Origin of the sequence: Sporosalibacterium faouarense, assembly GCF_016765695.1 — a bacterium.
GTDB lineage: Bacteria > Bacillota > Clostridia > Tissierellales > VENL01 > Sporosalibacterium > Sporosalibacterium faouarense.
On record NZ_JAETGO010000045.1, the window covers coordinates 1 to 17,916 of the forward strand.

The window sequence follows — 17,916 nt, forward strand, 5'->3', positions numbered from 1 at the left end:
AGGAATGACACCAAAGGGAGGCTTTTTCCCAGTAATAGCAGGTGTAGTAGTTTCAACAGTAGTCTCATTCTTAGTTGCATCTTTCTTCATAAAGAGGTCAAAGGATGATGAAGACTTAGATGAAGCAAAGGAAAGAGTAAAAGATTTAAAAAATAAAAAAGAAGATAAAAAAATAGATATAACAAAAGGAAACAATGTTAACAAGATAGTATTTGCATGTGATGCAGGTATGGGTTCAAGTGCAATGGGAGCATCAAGGTTGAGAAATAAAATAAAGAAAGCAGGCTTAGATATAGAGGTTATAAATACTGCAATAGATCAAATACCAAATGATGCAGATATAGTTATAAGTCATAAGAGTTTAACAGACAGAGCTAGATCAGTAGCTCCTAATGCAAAACATATTTCAATAGATGATTTCCTAAACAGTCCAGTGTATGAAGAGTTAATTGGTCAGTTAGTTCAAAGTTCGGGAAGCAAAGATAACGCTAATACTAATGCTGTAGAGAAGGTACAGGATGATGGCACAGTACTAAGCAAAGAGAATATTAAGTTAAATCTAAAAAGCGTAGATAAAGAAGAAGCAATTAAGATGGCAGGTAAGCTATTAGTGGATAATGGATATGTAGAATCAGATTATATAAGTGACATGATTGCTAGAGAGAAAAAGCTTACAACATATATCGGTAGAGGAATTGCAATTCCACATGGAGTCGAAGATTCTAAGAAAAGAGTTAAAGAATCAGGAATAGTAGTATTACAGTTTCCAGAAGGTGTTGACTTTGGAGATGATAACATCGCGTATCTAGTTATAGGTATAGCAGCTAAAGGTAAAGAACACTTAGAAATACTTTCTAATCTAGCAAGTATTTTAGATGATGATGAAGTAGTTGAAAAGCTTAGAAAGACTGATGACTTAAATGCAATCTATAAGGTATTCACTACAAATAACTAGAAACAAAGTTTGGAGGATAGAATATGATTATAACTGTTACGTTAAATCCAGCTATAGATAAAACCATAACAATAGATGACTTCCAAATTGGGGCTGTAAATAGAGTTAATTCCACTAGGATAGATGCAGCTGGTAAAGGAATAAATGTTTCTAAAGTGATTAAAGCTCTAAACGGAGAAAGTAAGGCAATAGGAATATTAGCTGGTTCTTCAGGTGAGTTTATAAAAAGTGAGTTAGATAAAATTAATATATCGAATGATTTCATAATGGTTGATGGAGAAACAAGAACAAATGTAAAAGTAGTAGATACGAAAAGTCAGATTACAACGGAAATAAATGAAAAAGGACCATATATTGAAGATGAATCCTTAGATGAAATTAAAAAGAGAATTATAGACACAATACCAGAAAATGCTGTAGTAGTATTTTCTGGCAGTGTCCCTAGAAATGTAGATGTATGTATATACGAGTACCTAGTTGAAAAATCAAAAGAAAAAGGTGCAAAGTGTATATTAGATACCTCTAAGAAGTTATTAAGTGAGAGTATAAAGGCTGGTCCGTTCTTAGTAAAGCCTAATATTCATGAGTTAGAAGAGCTTTTAGATAGAAAATTAGAAACTAATGAAGCGATAGCAAAGGCAGCAAAAGAATTTTTAAATTATGGAGTACAATATGTTGTTGTTTCTCTTGGTAAAGATGGCTCTTTATTCGTGACAGAGGATAAAGTCGCTTTAGTTAAGGGGAAACAAGTAGAGGTAAAGAGTACTGTAGGGGCTGGAGATGCCATGGTTGCAGCATTGGCCTTTGCAATAGAACAAAATTACTCCTTTGAAGATATTATTAAATTAGCTTCGGCTACTAGTACTACTGCTGTAATGACTGAAGGAACTCAGCCAGGAAGTATAGAGGAAATTGAGAGCTTGAAATCAGAAGTGAGTTTTGAATATTTAGATGTTGAATAAATATAGATGAAACTATAAAGGAGAGTGACAAGTATGAAAACTAAAGCAGTGAGATTATATGGTGTAAATGACTTAAGACTAGAAGAATTTGAATTACCAGAAATAAAAGAAGATGAAATATTAGCTAAGGTAGTATCAGATAGTATTTGTATGTCAACATATAAAGCAGTTATCCAAGGTGAGAAACATAAAAGAGTTCCAGAAGATATTGCTGAAAATCCAATCATTGTAGGCCATGAGCTTGCAGGAGAAATAGTAAAAGTAGGAGATAAGTGGAAAGATAAATTCGAAGCAGGAAGCAAATTCTCTCTACAACCAGCTTTAAACTATAAAGGAAGCCCATACTCTCCAGGTTATTCTTACAAATACTTTGGTGGGGATGCAACATATATGGTAATACCACACGAAGTAATGGAACTTGGTTGCCTATTAGAATATGAAGGAGATGCTTTCTTCCAAGCATCATTAGCAGAACCTATGTCATGCATAATAGGTGCATTCCATGCCAATTACCATACTAAGAATGGTGTTTATGAACACAGCATGGATATAAAAGAAGGTGGATATATGGCAATTCTTGGTGGTGTTGGTCCTATGGGATTAGGAGCTATAGATTATGCTATCCATCGTGATAGAAAGCCCAAAATGCTGGTAGTTACTGATATAAATGAGGATAGACTTAAAAGAGCAGAGTCTATTTTAAGTATTGAAGAAGCTAAAGCACATGGTGTTGAGCTTAAATATGTTAATACTAAAGATCTTGAAGATTCAAATGAATATTTACGTTCTCTTACTGATGGAAATGGCTTTGATGATGTATTTGTATACATTCCAGTTGCACCAGTAGTAGAAGAAGCAGATAAGATTTTAGCTAAGGATGGTTGTCTAAACTTCTTTGCAGGACCAACAGATAAAGAGTTCTCAGCTAAATTAAACTTTTATAATGTACACTATGCTTCAACACATATAGCAGGAACAAGTGGTGGGAATACAGATGACATGAAAGAATGTTTAGAGATGACAAGCAAAGGATTAATTAATCCTGCTGTAATGATTACTCATATTGGTGGAATAGACAGTGTTAAAGACACAACTCTAAACCTACCTAATATCCCAGGTGGTAAAAAGCTCGTGTATCCACATATTGATATGGAATTAACTGCAATAGATGATTTTGAAGAAAAAGGAAAAACTGATGAGTTCTTTGCAAAATTAGCAGAGATTACAAAGAGAAACAAAGGCTTATGGTCATTAGAAGCTGAACAATTCTTATTAAAGGAAAAAACTATAGACTAAGACATAAACTATTAAATAATCTAAAGAAGATAATAGTATATATTTTAAGGAGGATATTAAATGGAACAATTAGTTACAATTATAAATGAAAGTGGAATACATGCAAGACCAGCTAACTTATTTACTAAGATGGCTTCAAAATATGAGTGTGAAATAGAAATTGAAGTAGGAACTAAAAAAATAAATGGAAAATCAATAATGGCTATGATGGGATTAGGCCTTTCAAAGGGTACTGAGATTAAGCTTATAACAAATGGGTCAGATGAAAAAGAAGCTATGGAAAATTTAGTTGAATTAGTAAAAAGTGGATTTGATGAAGAATAAAGAAAATTGCCTTTGCATATGCAAAGGCAATTTACATATTTCGACAAAGATTTCAGAATAAAAGTTTACTCCATACAAAAACTATAACTATTATTATAAATAAATGAGGTAGAATATATGTTCTTTATATTTCGCTTTATAATTGTATGGACAATATGGTTTATATTTGCTGATAAAAAAAGATGGAGAGAGCTATTTACAATAGCATTTTTTGCTTCTGCAATAGGATCTACAACAGATCATTTAATGCATTATTTTAAGTTTTGGAGCTATAAAAATAGCTTGATTGATAAATTTATAATTAATGTAATAGATGATTGGGGAATATATATTGTAGCTACATATTTATTTATTCAATGGTATCCAGAGGCTAGAAAAATTCAATATAAGATTATGTATTGGATTTTATGGACTACTACTGCCATTACTATAGAAATAATACATATAATGGCAAATCAAATGGCTCATTATAATGGATGGACTTTATTTCACTCTTACATTGCTGATTGGATATTGTTTTGGGTGTTTTATAAAATTCATAAAGTTTTTAAATATGAGAGGTTATCTGAGTAAATTGTATCAAAAAATCATTTATGTATAATAAATAAAATATAGAGTTAAATTAGAATGAGTTATATAAACATCAATTTATTATGAATGTTTATATAACTCATTTTTATTTTATGATTTTATCAAAATGCGTTATCTAGCAAAATAATTACACCAACATAGTAAACTATAACAATAAATATAATACTAAATATAGAATGGAAAAGACTTTTTTTATCCTTGTGTTTAATAAACTGAACTATAGATACTATGAGAAAAAGTAAATTAATTACTCCTGCGAGGATTATTCCTATAAACCCAAAATCAGCATTACCATAGCCTATAGAAAATAAACTTATAGCTACAATAACTAAATTTATAATCCAAACTATACTTGAAAATGATAATTTTATCAAAATAACACTCCTTCTAAAAATATGCATACTTTCATATTTCATCAATTGAATGTTAACGTAAAGGATACTTTATGTCAAATTATCACCATAGTTTTTATTAATGAAATTAAAAGGCTGGAATGATAGCACCGTTATAATTTTCTTCAATGAAACCTTTTACTTCATCTGACTGCAAAGCTTCAATCAGTACTTTTATTGCTTCATCATTAGTATCCTCAGGACGTATAGCCACGATATTTGCATATGGAGAATCAGTACCTTCTATAAGTATAGAATCTTTTATCGGATTTAATTTGGCTTCTAGAGCATAGTTAGTATTTATGATTGCTGCATCAACATCTTCTAAGCTTCTAGGTAGTTGGGCTGCATCAATTGGTTTGAAAACTAGATTCTTAGGGTTAGAAATAATATCATTTTCTGTTGCTTCAAGACCTGCATCTGCTTTCAATTCAATAATTCCTTCACTATCAAGAAGAATAAGGGCTCTTCCTTCATTAGATGGGTCATTTGGTATAGTTATGATAGCTCCGTCCTTTAATTCATCTATGGAACTTATGCTCTTTGAATATAAACCTAAGGGTTCAATATGAACTTTACCAGCACTAACCATTTCTATATCTCTTTCTCTAGAAAAGGATTTCATATATTGAACGTGTTGAAAGAAATTGGCATCTATTTCTTTACTATCTAGGGCTACATTAGGGCTAACATAATCAGTGAATTCGACGATTTGAAGTTTTATTCCCTGTTCTTCTAAAGTAGGTTTAATAAATTCTAGTAACTCAGCATGGGGCAAAGGAGTTGCTCCAACTCTTAAAACTTTTAATTCATCATCACTAGAGGTGTTTATATCACCACATCCATTTAAGAATAAAGTGAAAACTAAGAGACTAACTAATAAAACAATTAAACTTTTTTTCATATGCAATACCTCCTATTTTTTATTGATAGCTTGAGCTATCTTATTTCCAGATGATTGAATCACCTGAACTAAAATCACTAAAATTAAAACAGTAATAAGCATTAAATTTGTTTGAAATCTATGATAGCCATATCGAACAGCTAAATCGCCTAAACCACCTCCTCCTACTACTCCAGCCATGGCCGAGTAACCAAGAATGTTGATAATAGTTATAGTTACACCTAATACTAGTGAAGACATTGCTTCAGGAATTAATGCCTTCAGAATAATCTGTAAGGGGCTAGCTCCCATAGCGATAGATGCCTCTATTACTCCCCAGTCAACTTCATTAATAGAACTCTCTACTATACGGGCAAAGAACGGGGTAGCTGCAAATACTAAAGGAACAATAGCAGCAGTGGTTCCAATGGTAGTTCCAACTAGAAATCTCGTAAATGGAATAATGAAAACCATAAGAATCACAAAGGGTAAAGATCGTGTAATATTGATGAAATAAGATAGAATAAAGTTAATAACTCTATTTGGAAGAATATGTCCTTTTTCTGTGACAACTAGAGTAATTCCAAGAGGTAAGCCTAAAAGTATTGTAAATGCTAAAGAAATAAAGACCATGTATAGAGTCTCTATGGCAGATGGAATAATAAGTGCAATGATATCATTCATAATTTAAAACCTCCATTTTTACGTTATTTTCTTTAAGAAAAGTCTGTATCAAGTGCAAAGTGGACATATCTGTCTTAATCTGTACGATTAATTTTCCAATAGGCTTATCTTGAATCCATTCAATTTTGCCAGATAGTATATTTATATCTACTTCAAACTCCCTTATTATTTTAGAAATCAATGGCTTGCCTGCACTGTTATGGGTGAAGGACAAACTAAATATTCTATCTTTATCTAAGGATGTAGGAAGAACTCTTAACTGATCAACAAAGTCTTGGGTAGCCTTTTGTCTTGGTGTAGAAAAAACATCTATTGTGTTACCAGCCTCTAAAATTTGACCATTTTCTAATATAGCTACATGTGTACATATCTCCTTGACTACATCCATTTCATGGGTTATTAATATGATAGTAATTCCAAAGGTCTTATTTATCCTTTTTAATAGGTCCAGTATTTGTTTAGTGGTCTTAGGGTCTAAAGCTGAGGTGGCTTCATCACATAGCAATACATTTGGATTAGAAACCAAGGCCCTAGCTATTCCCACTCTTTGTTTCTGTCCCCCACTTAATTGAGAAGGATAAGAGTTAGCTTTATCAGTAAGGTCTACCAGCTCTAATAGCTCGTTAACTCTTTTAGAAATTTCAGTTTTAGGAACTTTGGATAACTTCAATGGAAAAGCTATATTATCAAATACTGTCTTGCTACTAAGCAAATTAAAACCTTGAAAAATCATTCCGATATTTTTTCTAAGATTTCGTAATCTTTTGGTAGAAAGGTTTGAAACGTTGACATTACTAATCAAAATATTTCCTGTAGTAGGTTCTTCAATTCTATTAATACATCTGATTAATGAGGATTTACCTGCTCCACTTAGACCAATAATTCCAAAGATTGAACCTTGTTCAATGAATAAATTAATATTATCAAGGGCAACAACTTTATTATCTTCTTTAGAATAGACCTTAGAAAGATTTTCAATTTTTATCATATAAACACTCCTTATGCTATTAAATATTTTAGTACTATAATGTAGTTCTGCTATTAATTCTAAATACTCCAAGAAATTATAAAAATAGTTAAAGGGTAATAAAAAAACTCTTTCTATGAGAAAGAGCTTTTAAAATCAAGATCACTCTCTCATCTGTCAGTACAGTGTACTGCAGGAATTAGCACCGATACTTATTATAAGCCGGTTGCTGGGTTTCATTGGGCCAGACCCTCCACCTCTCTGGATAAGAAACTACTATGAAATTATTATTTTTTATAAAAACTATTAATATAAAATAAAAAACCTTCTTAGCTAATTGCTAAGAAGGTTTAATTTAATAATTAATTAAAATCGAGCCTCCTTATCGTCATTAGCAGAACCACCTTGCTTTTATAAAGTAGGTTGGTATAGGGTCTTTGAGCTAAATCTCTACCCTAACTCTAGATAAGAATAAATTTTCAATTTTATATATACTAACATATATTTTGAGACTTGTAAATAAAAAATCAAAAAAATTATTATTTCCTATAGTAAAATTAACTTATAAGGCAAGTTGTTTTCCAAGTCTAATTTTATAAAAATATAATTTTAGCTATTTGGTTAATATATTCATGGAGTTATTAACTTAGAACAAAAATGATATAAAAAATCAATTATTATTTTAGGAATAGTTATAGCATAAGAATTTTAGGGTATGCAGATAATAAATATTAGAGGAGGGATTTTATGTCATATAAAATTAGTGAAAAAGTTAAATGGGTAGGAAAGATTGATTGGGAATTGAGAAATTTCCATGGATATGAGTATTCAACACATAAGGGGACATCCTATAATTCTTATTTAATAAGAGATGAAAAGACAGTACTTATTGATACAGTGTGGAGACCATTTGCTGATGAATTTGTTGAAGAATTAAAGAAAGAGATAGATTTAGACGAAATAGATTACATAATAATGAATCATGGTGAGATTGACCATAGTGGTGCACTTCCTGAACTTATGAAGGAAATCCCTGGCACTCCTATATACTGTACTAGCAGTGGAGTTAAATCATTGAAAGGACATTATCATGAAGACTGGAATTTTAAAGAAGTAAAAACGGGTGACACTTTAGATATTGGAGAAAATACATTAACATTCGTTGAGGCGAAAATGCTTCATTGGCCTGACAGCATGTTTACCTATATGGCAGGTGAGAATATATTTTTCAGCAATGATGCCTTTGGGCAACACTATGCTTCTGAATTAATGTTTAATGATTTAGTAGATAAAGCAGAATTAGATCAACAATCTATCAAATATTATGCAAATATTTTAACGCCATTTAGTCCTTTAGTTAAGAGAAAAATCAATGAGATATTAAGTATGAACTTACCGATTAATATGATTTGCCCAAGCCATGGAATTATTTGGAGAGAGAATCTTACTCAAATAGTCGAAAGGTATCTTAAGTGGTCAGACAATTATCAGGAAGACCAAATAACAATAGTCTATGATAGTATGTGGCATGGAACTAAAAGAATGGCAGAAGCTATCACGGAAGGTATAAAGACTGTTAATAAGGAGCAAAATATCAAACTATATAATTCAGCTAAAACTGATAAAAACGATATTCTGACCGAGGTATTTAAATCTAAGCTAGTTTTGGTTGGATCTCCAACAATAAATAACGGGATTCTCTTTTCAATAGCTGGTATCCTTGAGATGTTGAAAGGATTGAAGTTCAAAAATAAAAAAGCTGCTGCCTTCGGAACATATGGATGGAGTGGAGAGTCGGTTAAAATAATTACAGATGAATTAAAAGAAGCAGGATTAGATGTAATTAATGAAGGCATTAAGCAATTATGGAATCCAGGTGAAGAGGAAATGAATGAGTGTAAAGAATTTGGTAAAGAAATCTTTCAGAAGTTATAAGTTTTATTCACTATTATAACACTATGGATAATTGGTAATCTTAATCAGTTATCTGTAGTTTTTTTATTAAATATAGGAAATACATATCAAAAATCCACGTAAAATTTATATGAAAATAAAATCCCATGATTTTTACAGATAATAATAGTCCAATTACAGTTAGCAAACTGATTTCTAAAAGTGTATTTGGGTATAAAAATAACAAGACAATAAAATTATAGTTAAAAATTAGAGGGGGAATCATAATGGATTATAGATTTATATTATCATTGATATTGGCAATTATTGTGGCTATATTTGCTATTCAAAATTCTAGTGCAGTGGATATAAATTTTCTGTTTGCTAATTTTAATATATCTCAAGCATTAGTTATATTGGTATCAGCATTATTAGGAGCAATTGTAGTTATGTTCTTAGGAATAGTCCAAAGAATGAAAGTAAATAAAAAATATAAAAATGTAGCTAAGATAGTTGAAAAACTAGAAGTAGAAAATAATAAGTTAATGGCTAAAAATCAAGAGCTTATTAGTAAATTAGAAGAAGGACATACTAGTGAAGCAAATAATAAAGAGGAAGAGACACCTGAGATACAGGGGTAAAATTCTTAAAAGAAAGTTTGATATGTTAAAGTTAAATAAGATAAGTTAACTTAAAATAGATAAGTTCATGGTAGTTAGATTTCTTTTAATTACATGAACTTATTTTATTTTTAATTTTTAATAAATTAAATTATTTTGACAAATAGTAGATTACTCATTAGATGGTTTTTAAAAAAAAGTTAAGGTATAAAGGGATATATAAATTTATTGATTAAAGAACAAATGTTTGCTATAGTTAAATATATATTTTATAATAGGGGGAGATTAAATGCTCAATATTGAAAAGCATGAGAAAATCATGGATATTGTAAAATCTGAATTATCTTGCTCTGCTCACAATATGGACCATGTTTTAAGAGTACATAGCTTATGCCTAGAAATAGGTAAACATGAGAAAAATGTTAATTTAAATGTTTTAATTCCAGCTGCTTTATTACATGATATTGCTAGAGTAATAGAAAGTAAAGATACAACTGGAAAAACTGACCATGCTATTTTAGGCAGTGAAATGGCAGAGAAAATATTAAAAGGGCTGGATTATAATGATAATGATATTGAAGAAATAAAACACTGTATAGTAGCCCATAGATTTAGAAGTGGAAATGAGCCAAGATCTATAGAAGCCAAGATTCTTTTTGATGCAGATAAGCTAGACGCTATAGGTGCTATTGGACTAGCTCGCTGTTTTATGCTATCAGGACAATTTGGACAAAGATTAGAGATTATAGATGACTTGGATCAATATATTAAAGAGAATACCACAGATAATGGAAGAATCAAAGATGTTTCTAAACATACACCATTTATTGAATATGAATTTAAGTTTAAAAAAATACCAAAAAGGCTTTTTACTAGTAGTGCGAAGGAAATAGGAAATGATAGGATAAAATATATGGGCAGATTTTTTAATAGATTAACAAAAGAAATAAAAGGAATCATGTAAACGAGAGGAGAATATTTAATGGGCAGTAAAATTAAGGATAATATAGCTAAGACATATAACTCGTGTGCTAATATAAGGGATAAAAATATCGCCCAAGATTGGAAAGTTCACATTAGAAAAGAGTTCTTGGAATATTTAAAGGAAGAAGACAAGAAAACTCTTCTAGATTTAGGAGCTGGGACAGGTATACATAGTGAATTTTTCAAGCAACAAGATATAGATGTTAAGGCTATTGATATATCAAGAGAAATGGTAAAGCTTTGTTTGGAGAAGGGTATAAAGTCCTTTGAACTTGATTTTTATAAGCTATATTTATTAAAGAGCAAATTCGATTCTGTATGGGCAATGAATTCATTATTGCATATAGAAAAGAGAAATATTTCAGATGTACTTAAGCAGATTGATAATATTTTAAATCCTTCTGGCTTATTTTATATGGGGGTTTATGGAGGAGAAGATTCAGAGGGAATATGGGAAGATGATATTTATCAGCCGCCAAGATTCTTTTCATTCTATAGTAGTGATAAATTAAAGAAAGTTTTATCCCAATATTTTGAATTAATCAGCTTTAAGGAAATAAAATTAGATGGGAAATTCGATTTTCAATCAATAATTATGAGGAAGAAATAAGATATGTAATTCTTAAAATTTTTATTGGCAAATCACCTCATATTTAGTTGCATCTATTATTTTAAAAAGATATTTTAGTAAATTATAGAGAAACCTATGATATGATAAAGATGCTATCAAAAAAGGCTTCTCTAGATATAAGATAAAGATACATATGATTTTATCTTTTGATAAGACTCCCACTTCTATAAGTGGGAGAGAAGACTTCTCTTCAGGTGGCGTAGAGTCTCCATCTGAAGCCCCGATGTTCTGCTTTAGCAGAACGAGTTCACTTAGTGGGAGATCCAGGAGGATTATAATCGGGTGGAATCTTCGCCCAGCCTCTTTTTCTCATTTTGGTCTTCAAAGTTGAACCAAAGGTTAAACTTTCAATCAAGAACTCTACCCAAATGGCCCCGATATCAGTTCTAACAGATTGAGATGCAGCTGTTGCTGCCTGAATCGACATAGATATTATTTTTAAAGCTAGACCATTACTAATCTCTGTATTACTTAATTTTACTCCAGGTGGAATATCAATTGAATTACTCTTAGGCTTATCTTCTGTAATTGGAGGGATGGACACTCCTTCTTTTATCATAAATTCTTTGAGCTTTTTACTTTGATTTTTACACAATTTCATTCCATCTTCTAAAATTCCTAATAACTCATCATCGGTTGTGGTGTTTTTACTCAATTGTTCAAAGGACAAGGCTTCAGTGACTAAAGAAAAATAAGTCCAGCAGAATGAAGCCTCAATAATATTTAATGGTGGCTTTGCTTCATCATCAATGACAGTATTAAACATACCTTTTATAGCTTCCATAATATTTGGCATTTTATCACCTCTTTTAAATATTTTTCGTCATTAAATATTAATTTATTCCCATATTTATAATCTCAAGAATTTGGATGATTAATTTATTTATAAAACATGTTGTATTATTATTCAAATAGGGTAAAAATTTACCAAACAATTGGAAGGCTAATCAAAGGGGGGTTACTATGAATAAGAGTAATGAAAAAAACTTTAATATTTCATACCAAGATGTGTTTTATAATTCAAATTTGATTATGCTCTTAATTGATACTAAAAATGGAGATATAATTGATGCAAATCCATCGGCACTTAATTTTTATGGATATAGCAAAGATGAGATGTATGGCTTAAAGATATTTGATATCAATAATTCGAATGATGAAGAAATATGGAATAAGATGAATTTAGTAATTAAGCATAAAGAAAATAAGTTTTATTTCAAGCATAAATTATCTAATGGGGAATTAAGGGATGTTGAAGTGAACTGGGGAGTAACTTCCTGGAATAACAAAAATGTTTTGCATACTGTAGTCAATGATATAACTGAGAGTGTTAAATCCATTGGGAATTTAGAAGAGAGTAAGATAAAATATGAAGTACTATTTAATAGCTCTAAAGATTATGTTTATCTTCATTTAATTGATGATAATGGATTTCCTGGAAGATTTATTGAAGTAAATGATATAGCTAAAAGAAATATAGGATATACAAGAGAAGAGTTTTTGGATATGACTCCTATGGATATATTTGACTCTAAAGGCATAATGAAAAACTATTCTGCAATAATGGAAACATTATTGGAAGGAAAAACTGTTACTTTTGAATCTATTCTTATTACGAAGTCTGGTTCTAGGATTCCAGTTGAAATAAACTCTAAGGTTTTCCAATTGATTAATCAACCTATAGTTTTAACTGCTGCAAGGGATATAACTAGACGTAAGATAATGGAAAAGGATAGAGAAAAGCTAATAGAAGAAAAAGAGTATAATAAATTAAGAAGTGAATTTTTTGCTAATATATCCCATGAATTAAAGACTCCATTAAATATGATCTTTTCTACAATTCAATTTATTAAAGTATATTTAGAGTCAGGGAAAGGTATCATAAGACTCAGGGAAGGAATAAAATATTTAGATAAAATGCTACTGAATTCCTATAGATTATTAAGAATTGTTAATAATATAATTGATATAACAAAGATAGATGGAGATTTTTATACATTAGATTTAGTTGATCATAATATTATATGTTTAATAAATAATATTGTTGAAGAAGTATCTCAATCTAAACAAATTAAAGGTCGTACTCTGGAAATGCAATGTGAAACCAAAGATATCAGTATAGCTGTTGATAGCTACAGTTTTGAGAGGATTATTCTTAATCTTATATCTAATTCAATAAAATTTACTGACAAAGATGGTAAAATCATTATAAAAGTTTATGAAGAGAATGATTATATTTGTATTTCAGTTATGGATGATGGCATTGGCATTGATAAAGACAAGCTTAGCTGTATATTTGATCCATTTAGACAAGTGGATAGAAGTTTAAATAGGGCTAATGAAGGAAGTGGAATGGGACTATCAATATCAAGAGCTTTAGTAGAGCTACATGGAGGAGAGATAAAAGTAGAAAGTATGATTAATAAGGGGAGTACTTTTACAGTAAAATTTCCTGATAGGAAAAACTCATTAGAAGATAACTCAATAATAGAGGAAGGTAATAATCGTATAAATAGGGGGAATCAAGTAAAAATTGAGTTATCAGATATTTATTATTAGATAGTTTTTTGAATAAAAAGACTTTCTACTTAGTAAAATAATGGTACAGAAAAATGTTAATTAAATAAAATTTAATATTAGGAGTGATAGGATGAAGAAAAAAATTGGATTATTACCTAAGCTAATAATAGGTATAATTGCTGGTATAATAATAGGTTTGATTTCTAAATCAATAGAGATGTATGTAATTGTAAGACTGCTTAGCACCTTTAGTGGGATATTTGGAAATTTCTTAAAATTCATTATACCTTTTGTTATAATCGGATTTGTGGCGCCAGGTATTGCCGATTTAGGAAGGGGCGCAGGAAAATTATTGGGAATTACAGCAGCCATTGCCTACATATCAGCAGTAGTTGCAGGAATAACAGCTTACTTTATTGGGTCAGCTATATTACCAGGGTTAATTAAAGGTGGAGAACTAGTATCAGAAGCAGGAATAGATGTAAGCCCATACTTTACTATTGAGATTGAACCAATGATGGGTGTAATGACAGCTCTTGTAACAGCCTTTTTACTAGGGTTAGGAATGTCAAGTATAAAGGGAAAAAGTCTATTTGAAGCATTAAGAGACTTTCAAAAGATAATAGAATTGGTAATTAGATATATTCTAATACCATTTATACCTCTTCACATAGCAGGAATTTTTGCTAAACTAACAACAACAGGTGAAATATTTAATACCATAAAGACATTCTCATCTGTCTTTGTTATGATAATTATACTTCAATTATCGTATATTATAGTTCAATATATTATAGCTTTTATATATACTGGAAAGAATCCAGTGAGATGTATAACTAATATGTTGCCAGCATATTTTACGGCTTTAGGTACTCAGTCCTCGGCAGCTACTATACCTGTAACTATTCAAAGTGCGAGGAAGAATGAAGTCTCAGAAGATATTATTGACTTTGTTATACCATTAGGAGCTACCATCCATTTAGCAGGGGATACAATTACACTGGTACTAGCATCTATGGGGGTAATGTTAATGTCAGGGACAACACCAACTTTTGCTACTATGCTTCCCTTTATATTAATGCTTGGAGTAACAATGGTTGCAGCACCTGGAATTCCTGGTGGTGGAGTAATGGCAGCACTAGGTTTATTAGAAAGTATGCTTATGTTTGGATCAGGACAACAGGCTCTAATGATAGCATTACATTTTGCTCAAGATAGTTTTGGAACAGCAACAAATGTAACTGGAGATGGAGCTATAGCTATAATTGTAGATAAGATTGCAGGTAATAATAAGAGTAAATAGGAAAATGGTATCATATAACAAATATAAAATATCTAGTATAATATTTATATAGAAGCTGACATAGTCTTGTCAGCTTCTATCATAAGGACAAGCATAAAGATGAATTTAGATTTATCATATTAGAATTATATTCTGAATAGATATAAAAGCAGTATTATAAATTACTTTAAAAAAATTGTTCTAAAATACAATGATTGACATTTTACGACAAAGGAATTGTATATAATAGATATTGAATGTATTGATTATAAGTTAGAATTGATAAAATATATTTTAAATATAATAAAAATCAAGAATAATTGGAACAATTTAGAGAAAATATAAGTCTAATAAGTTATATGGAGAGTAACTATTATTCTGCTAACATAATATACTTTTGAACATATGGGGTTGATAAATATGGTTTATAAACTATTTACGTCACTTAATATTACAGATTGTGAAAAAAAGCTCAGAGATACAATAAAAGAGAATATGTTGCCCTCAAGTGCTGATAGAATAAAATGCTTTGGTAAGCTAGATATTAAAAAAAGAAATTTTTGGATAATGAATAAATTTAGAAAAAATAATTGTGATAAGAGAAAGTATAATTTACCATCACTAGGGAAATTTGTTGGGGAGTTACATCCTAGTGAAGATGGAACTAAGATTGTAGGTCAATTTGAATCGTTTAGAATTTCAAAGGTATTTTTAGGCATTTGGTATATGGCTATTATATTTTCTTTAACTCTATGTATATATAGAGGGGTACTAGATTTTGTAGTAAATGATAATATTAATACATCTTTAATTAAAATTTGTTTAGCTATTATTACCCTTTGTATAATAGGTTGGATCGTATTTAAATTAAGTATAAGTAGAAGAAAAAAGGTTGAAGAGCATACTATGGAATTTTTAATAAATCTATTACAAGTTGATGAAATAGAAACAGAATTGGAAGAGAATATTGTTGCTTTTTCAAGTCTCAATGAAGGATTAGAATAAAGAGAGTTAGAGCTAATGTATGAATTAAAATTTAATAACCTTATTTCACTTATAATTTATGGCCGAGAATACCTAGATTTTTTTTAAAAAAGAAAAGGGACAATCGGCTTTTAATTTTTTTTAAAATACTTTATACTTTTTAATAAAAAATCAATAAATTTATGTGAAAGTAGAAGGATATTTAATAAAAAAAGTAGAATCAAGTATATAATAGATAATAGAAGTTATATAATATAACGTACTTCCATAAGGTAGGCAAGAAATGCCAGCATATACCAGTATCTTATTTTTTTGTTTAAGATTAACAAAAAAGTTGAAATTTTCAGATAACAAGAGTATAATGTATGCAAGTTTATAATTATATAGATATTTATAGAATTATGTATTGTAAAACAGTTTACATGCCTATAGGTATATGATATAATTAAATTAATTAAAAGAAGGTGGTTAAATGAAAGAAAGAACAAATATGACCCTGGGAGAAAACCTTAAAAGTATAAGGAAAGAATTAGGGTTACGACAACATGAGATTGTAGGAGATGAAATAACAAGAAATCTTATTAGTATGATAGAAAATAATAAAACACCTCTTTACTATAGAACTGCTAAGCTAATAGCAGATAATATTAATAGGATTTCAAAAGAGAGGAATCTAGATATACATATCGACCCTGAAGATATTATGGATCCTCGAAGAATTGAAGCTAAGAAACAAGCCGATAGATATATTGAAAAACTTCAGAGTTATATAAGAAATAATCACTATGAAGTTGAAGAATATTATATTAGAGAAATTGAGGCTTTCTTAAAAAAGTGGAATATTTCTGATAAGAAGGTTGTTATTTATGAGCTTTTAGGTAAGATAAGCTATCATTATAATGATTTACAAAGACAGTATAACTATCTTACAAGAGGATTAGAAAATTATTTTGTTAATCCAATAAAAAAAGATATACATAAACTTGTAATGAGTTTAATTGGCAACTGTATTTTTACTGGTAGATATAGAGAAGCAATAAATCTAAGTAATTTAGATTGTATGAGCGCTGATAGACTATCTGATGAACTTAAGGTAAAGTTAAACTTTAATGTTGCTTTGGCATATAAGAATCTTGAGAGATATGATAAGGCATTATATTATCTACAAGAATTAAAGAAATATATTGGAAGTAATAATTCAGAAGGACTTAGGAAATCACTAATTTTAGAAGGAATTTGCTATAATGAAAAAGGACAAGAAGATAAAGCTATTGAAATATATTTAAAGGCCATTCAAATATTAGATGATGAAGACAAAGAAAAAGCAGTTGTATATGCTAATATTTTAGATATATATGTTTCTCAGAAGGATAAAGAAAGGGCTGAAGAATATAGGAATAAATTAGTAAGTCTATTGCCTATATTTGAATCTGCTAATGAGTATATATCAAATATATATTATAATTTAGCTGAAGCCAGTGAATTATTGGGGCAAAATGATTTAGCAGAGGAGTATTATAAAAAGTCGATAATAAAAGCAGTGGAATTTAATAAAATTGATTATGCTATTAAAGGACAACTTACACTACTAGATTTATATTCAAGAACTAATTCAGAAGATAAAATAGTTTCAAATAAAGAGATTTTCACCAAGGTTTTTGAACATATGAATGTTTCTGGAAGTTTGGAATTAATTCTTAGGCTTACTCTTGCTTGTATTGAAAGGGGAGACAAGGATGAGGCTAAGAACTTAATAAACCAAATATTAAAGGGGGGGCATGAGAATGAAAATTAAAAGACTAATTTTATCTCTATTATTAATTGCATCTTTAACATTAAGCACTATGAGTTTTGTAGCGGCAGAGCAAATTGACCCAACACCAATGACGTGTGAAAGTATTAAGATACCACTAGAGATTAAATAGGTTACATAAGGAAAAGAATGAAC

General features: G+C 29.8%; 19 protein-coding genes and 2 riboswitches. Of the genes, 14 read left to right on the plus strand and 5 right to left on the minus strand.

The annotated features are described in order from the left end of the window. The 5 genes from JMO20_RS09060 to JMO20_RS09080 all read left to right on the plus strand — a co-directional run. A partial coding sequence (locus JMO20_RS09060; RefSeq protein ID WP_202709265.1) for a PTS sugar transporter subunit IIA occupies positions 1-955 on the plus strand: 955 nt, incomplete at its 5' end. A 23-nt stretch (positions 956-978) separates the two neighbouring features. Continuing rightward, a complete protein-coding gene (gene pfkB, locus JMO20_RS09065; protein ID WP_202709266.1) occupies positions 979-1,917 on the plus strand; it encodes a 1-phosphofructokinase in 939 nt (312 codons plus the stop codon). A gap of 33 nt (positions 1,918-1,950) precedes the next feature. Then, a complete protein-coding gene (locus JMO20_RS09070; protein WP_202709267.1) occupies positions 1,951-3,213 on the plus strand; it encodes a zinc-binding dehydrogenase in 1,263 nt (420 codons plus the stop codon). Between the two features lie 60 nt (positions 3,214-3,273). Continuing rightward, on the plus strand, positions 3,274-3,537 hold the full coding sequence (locus JMO20_RS09075) for an HPr family phosphocarrier protein (RefSeq protein ID WP_202709268.1): 264 nt from the start codon (positions 3,274-3,276) through the stop codon (positions 3,535-3,537). A gap of 117 nt (positions 3,538-3,654) precedes the next feature. Further along, the gene (locus JMO20_RS09080; protein WP_202709269.1) at positions 3,655-4,110 is read left to right on the plus strand and encodes a CBO0543 family protein; all 456 of its coding nucleotides are present in this window, start codon (positions 3,655-3,657) and stop codon (positions 4,108-4,110) included. A gap of 119 nt (positions 4,111-4,229) precedes the next feature. Here JMO20_RS09080 and JMO20_RS09085 read toward each other — a convergent pair whose 3' ends face one another. From JMO20_RS09085 to JMO20_RS09100, 4 genes are all read right to left on the minus strand, one after another. Then, entirely contained in the window at positions 4,230-4,502 is a 273-nt protein-coding gene (locus JMO20_RS09085) for a hypothetical protein (RefSeq protein ID WP_202709270.1), read from the minus strand. Positions 4,503-4,608: 106 nt separating this feature from the next. Then, on the minus strand, positions 4,609-5,424 hold the full coding sequence (locus JMO20_RS09090) for a MetQ/NlpA family ABC transporter substrate-binding protein (protein WP_202709271.1): 816 nt from the start codon (positions 5,422-5,424) through the stop codon (positions 4,609-4,611). A gap of 12 nt (positions 5,425-5,436) precedes the next feature. Then, positions 5,437-6,087, minus strand: a complete 651-nt coding sequence (locus tag JMO20_RS09095; RefSeq protein ID WP_202709272.1) for a methionine ABC transporter permease — start codon at positions 6,085-6,087, stop codon at positions 5,437-5,439. After that, entirely contained in the window at positions 6,080-7,075 is a 996-nt protein-coding gene (locus JMO20_RS09100; protein WP_202709273.1) for a methionine ABC transporter ATP-binding protein, read from the minus strand. Before JMO20_RS09100 ends, JMO20_RS09095 begins: the two co-directional genes overlap by 8 nt. Positions 7,076-7,221: 146 nt before the next feature. Further along, positions 7,222-7,326, minus strand: a riboswitch (SAM riboswitch). Positions 7,327-7,433: 107 nt separating this feature from the next. After that, a riboswitch (SAM riboswitch) is annotated at positions 7,434-7,526 on the minus strand. 275 nt (positions 7,527-7,801) lie between these two features. Between JMO20_RS09100 and JMO20_RS09105 the strand changes: the two genes are divergently transcribed. The 4 genes from JMO20_RS09105 (at position 7,802) to JMO20_RS09120 (ending at position 11,161) form a co-directional block, all read left to right on the plus strand. Continuing rightward, entirely contained in the window at positions 7,802-8,989 is a 1,188-nt protein-coding gene (locus tag JMO20_RS09105) for an anaerobic nitric oxide reductase flavorubredoxin (protein WP_202709274.1), read from the plus strand. Positions 8,990-9,234: 245 nt separating this feature from the next. Continuing rightward, the gene (locus JMO20_RS09110) at positions 9,235-9,588 is read left to right on the plus strand and encodes a LapA family protein (protein ID WP_202709275.1); all 354 of its coding nucleotides are present in this window, start codon (positions 9,235-9,237) and stop codon (positions 9,586-9,588) included. 268 nt (positions 9,589-9,856) lie between these two features. After that, complete coding sequence (locus tag JMO20_RS09115; RefSeq protein WP_202709276.1) at positions 9,857-10,531, plus strand: HD domain-containing protein; 675 nt, start codon at positions 9,857-9,859, stop codon at positions 10,529-10,531. Between the two features lie 18 nt (positions 10,532-10,549). Continuing rightward, entirely contained in the window at positions 10,550-11,161 is a 612-nt protein-coding gene (locus tag JMO20_RS09120) for a class I SAM-dependent methyltransferase (RefSeq protein WP_202709277.1), read from the plus strand. A gap of 268 nt (positions 11,162-11,429) precedes the next feature. Here JMO20_RS09120 and JMO20_RS09125 read toward each other — a convergent pair whose 3' ends face one another. Next, positions 11,430-11,978 carry a DUF3231 family protein gene (locus JMO20_RS09125; RefSeq protein ID WP_202709278.1) on the minus strand — a complete coding sequence of 183 codons (549 nt, stop codon included), beginning with the start codon at positions 11,976-11,978 and terminating at the stop codon, positions 11,430-11,432. Between the two features lie 167 nt (positions 11,979-12,145). On the opposite strand from JMO20_RS09125, the gene JMO20_RS09130 reads away from it, so the two are divergent. From JMO20_RS09130 to JMO20_RS09150, 5 genes are all read left to right on the plus strand, one after another. Continuing rightward, positions 12,146-13,741, plus strand: a complete 1,596-nt coding sequence (locus JMO20_RS09130) for a sensor histidine kinase (RefSeq protein ID WP_202709279.1) — start codon at positions 12,146-12,148, stop codon at positions 13,739-13,741. A gap of 91 nt (positions 13,742-13,832) precedes the next feature. Then, entirely contained in the window at positions 13,833-15,005 is a 1,173-nt protein-coding gene (locus JMO20_RS09135; RefSeq protein ID WP_202709280.1) for a dicarboxylate/amino acid:cation symporter, read from the plus strand. A gap of 399 nt (positions 15,006-15,404) precedes the next feature. Beyond that, complete coding sequence (locus JMO20_RS09140) at positions 15,405-15,989, plus strand: hypothetical protein (protein ID WP_202709281.1); 585 nt, start codon at positions 15,405-15,407, stop codon at positions 15,987-15,989. A 451-nt stretch (positions 15,990-16,440) separates the two neighbouring features. Next, a complete protein-coding gene (locus JMO20_RS09145) occupies positions 16,441-17,763 on the plus strand; it encodes a helix-turn-helix domain-containing protein (protein ID WP_202709282.1) in 1,323 nt (440 codons plus the stop codon). Next, positions 17,753-17,893: a hypothetical protein gene (locus JMO20_RS09150; RefSeq protein WP_202709283.1), complete on the plus strand. Its 141-nt coding sequence runs from the start codon at positions 17,753-17,755 to the stop codon at positions 17,891-17,893. The genes JMO20_RS09145 and JMO20_RS09150 overlap by 11 nt, the downstream gene beginning before the upstream one ends. Positions 17,894-17,916 lie beyond the last annotated feature (23 nt).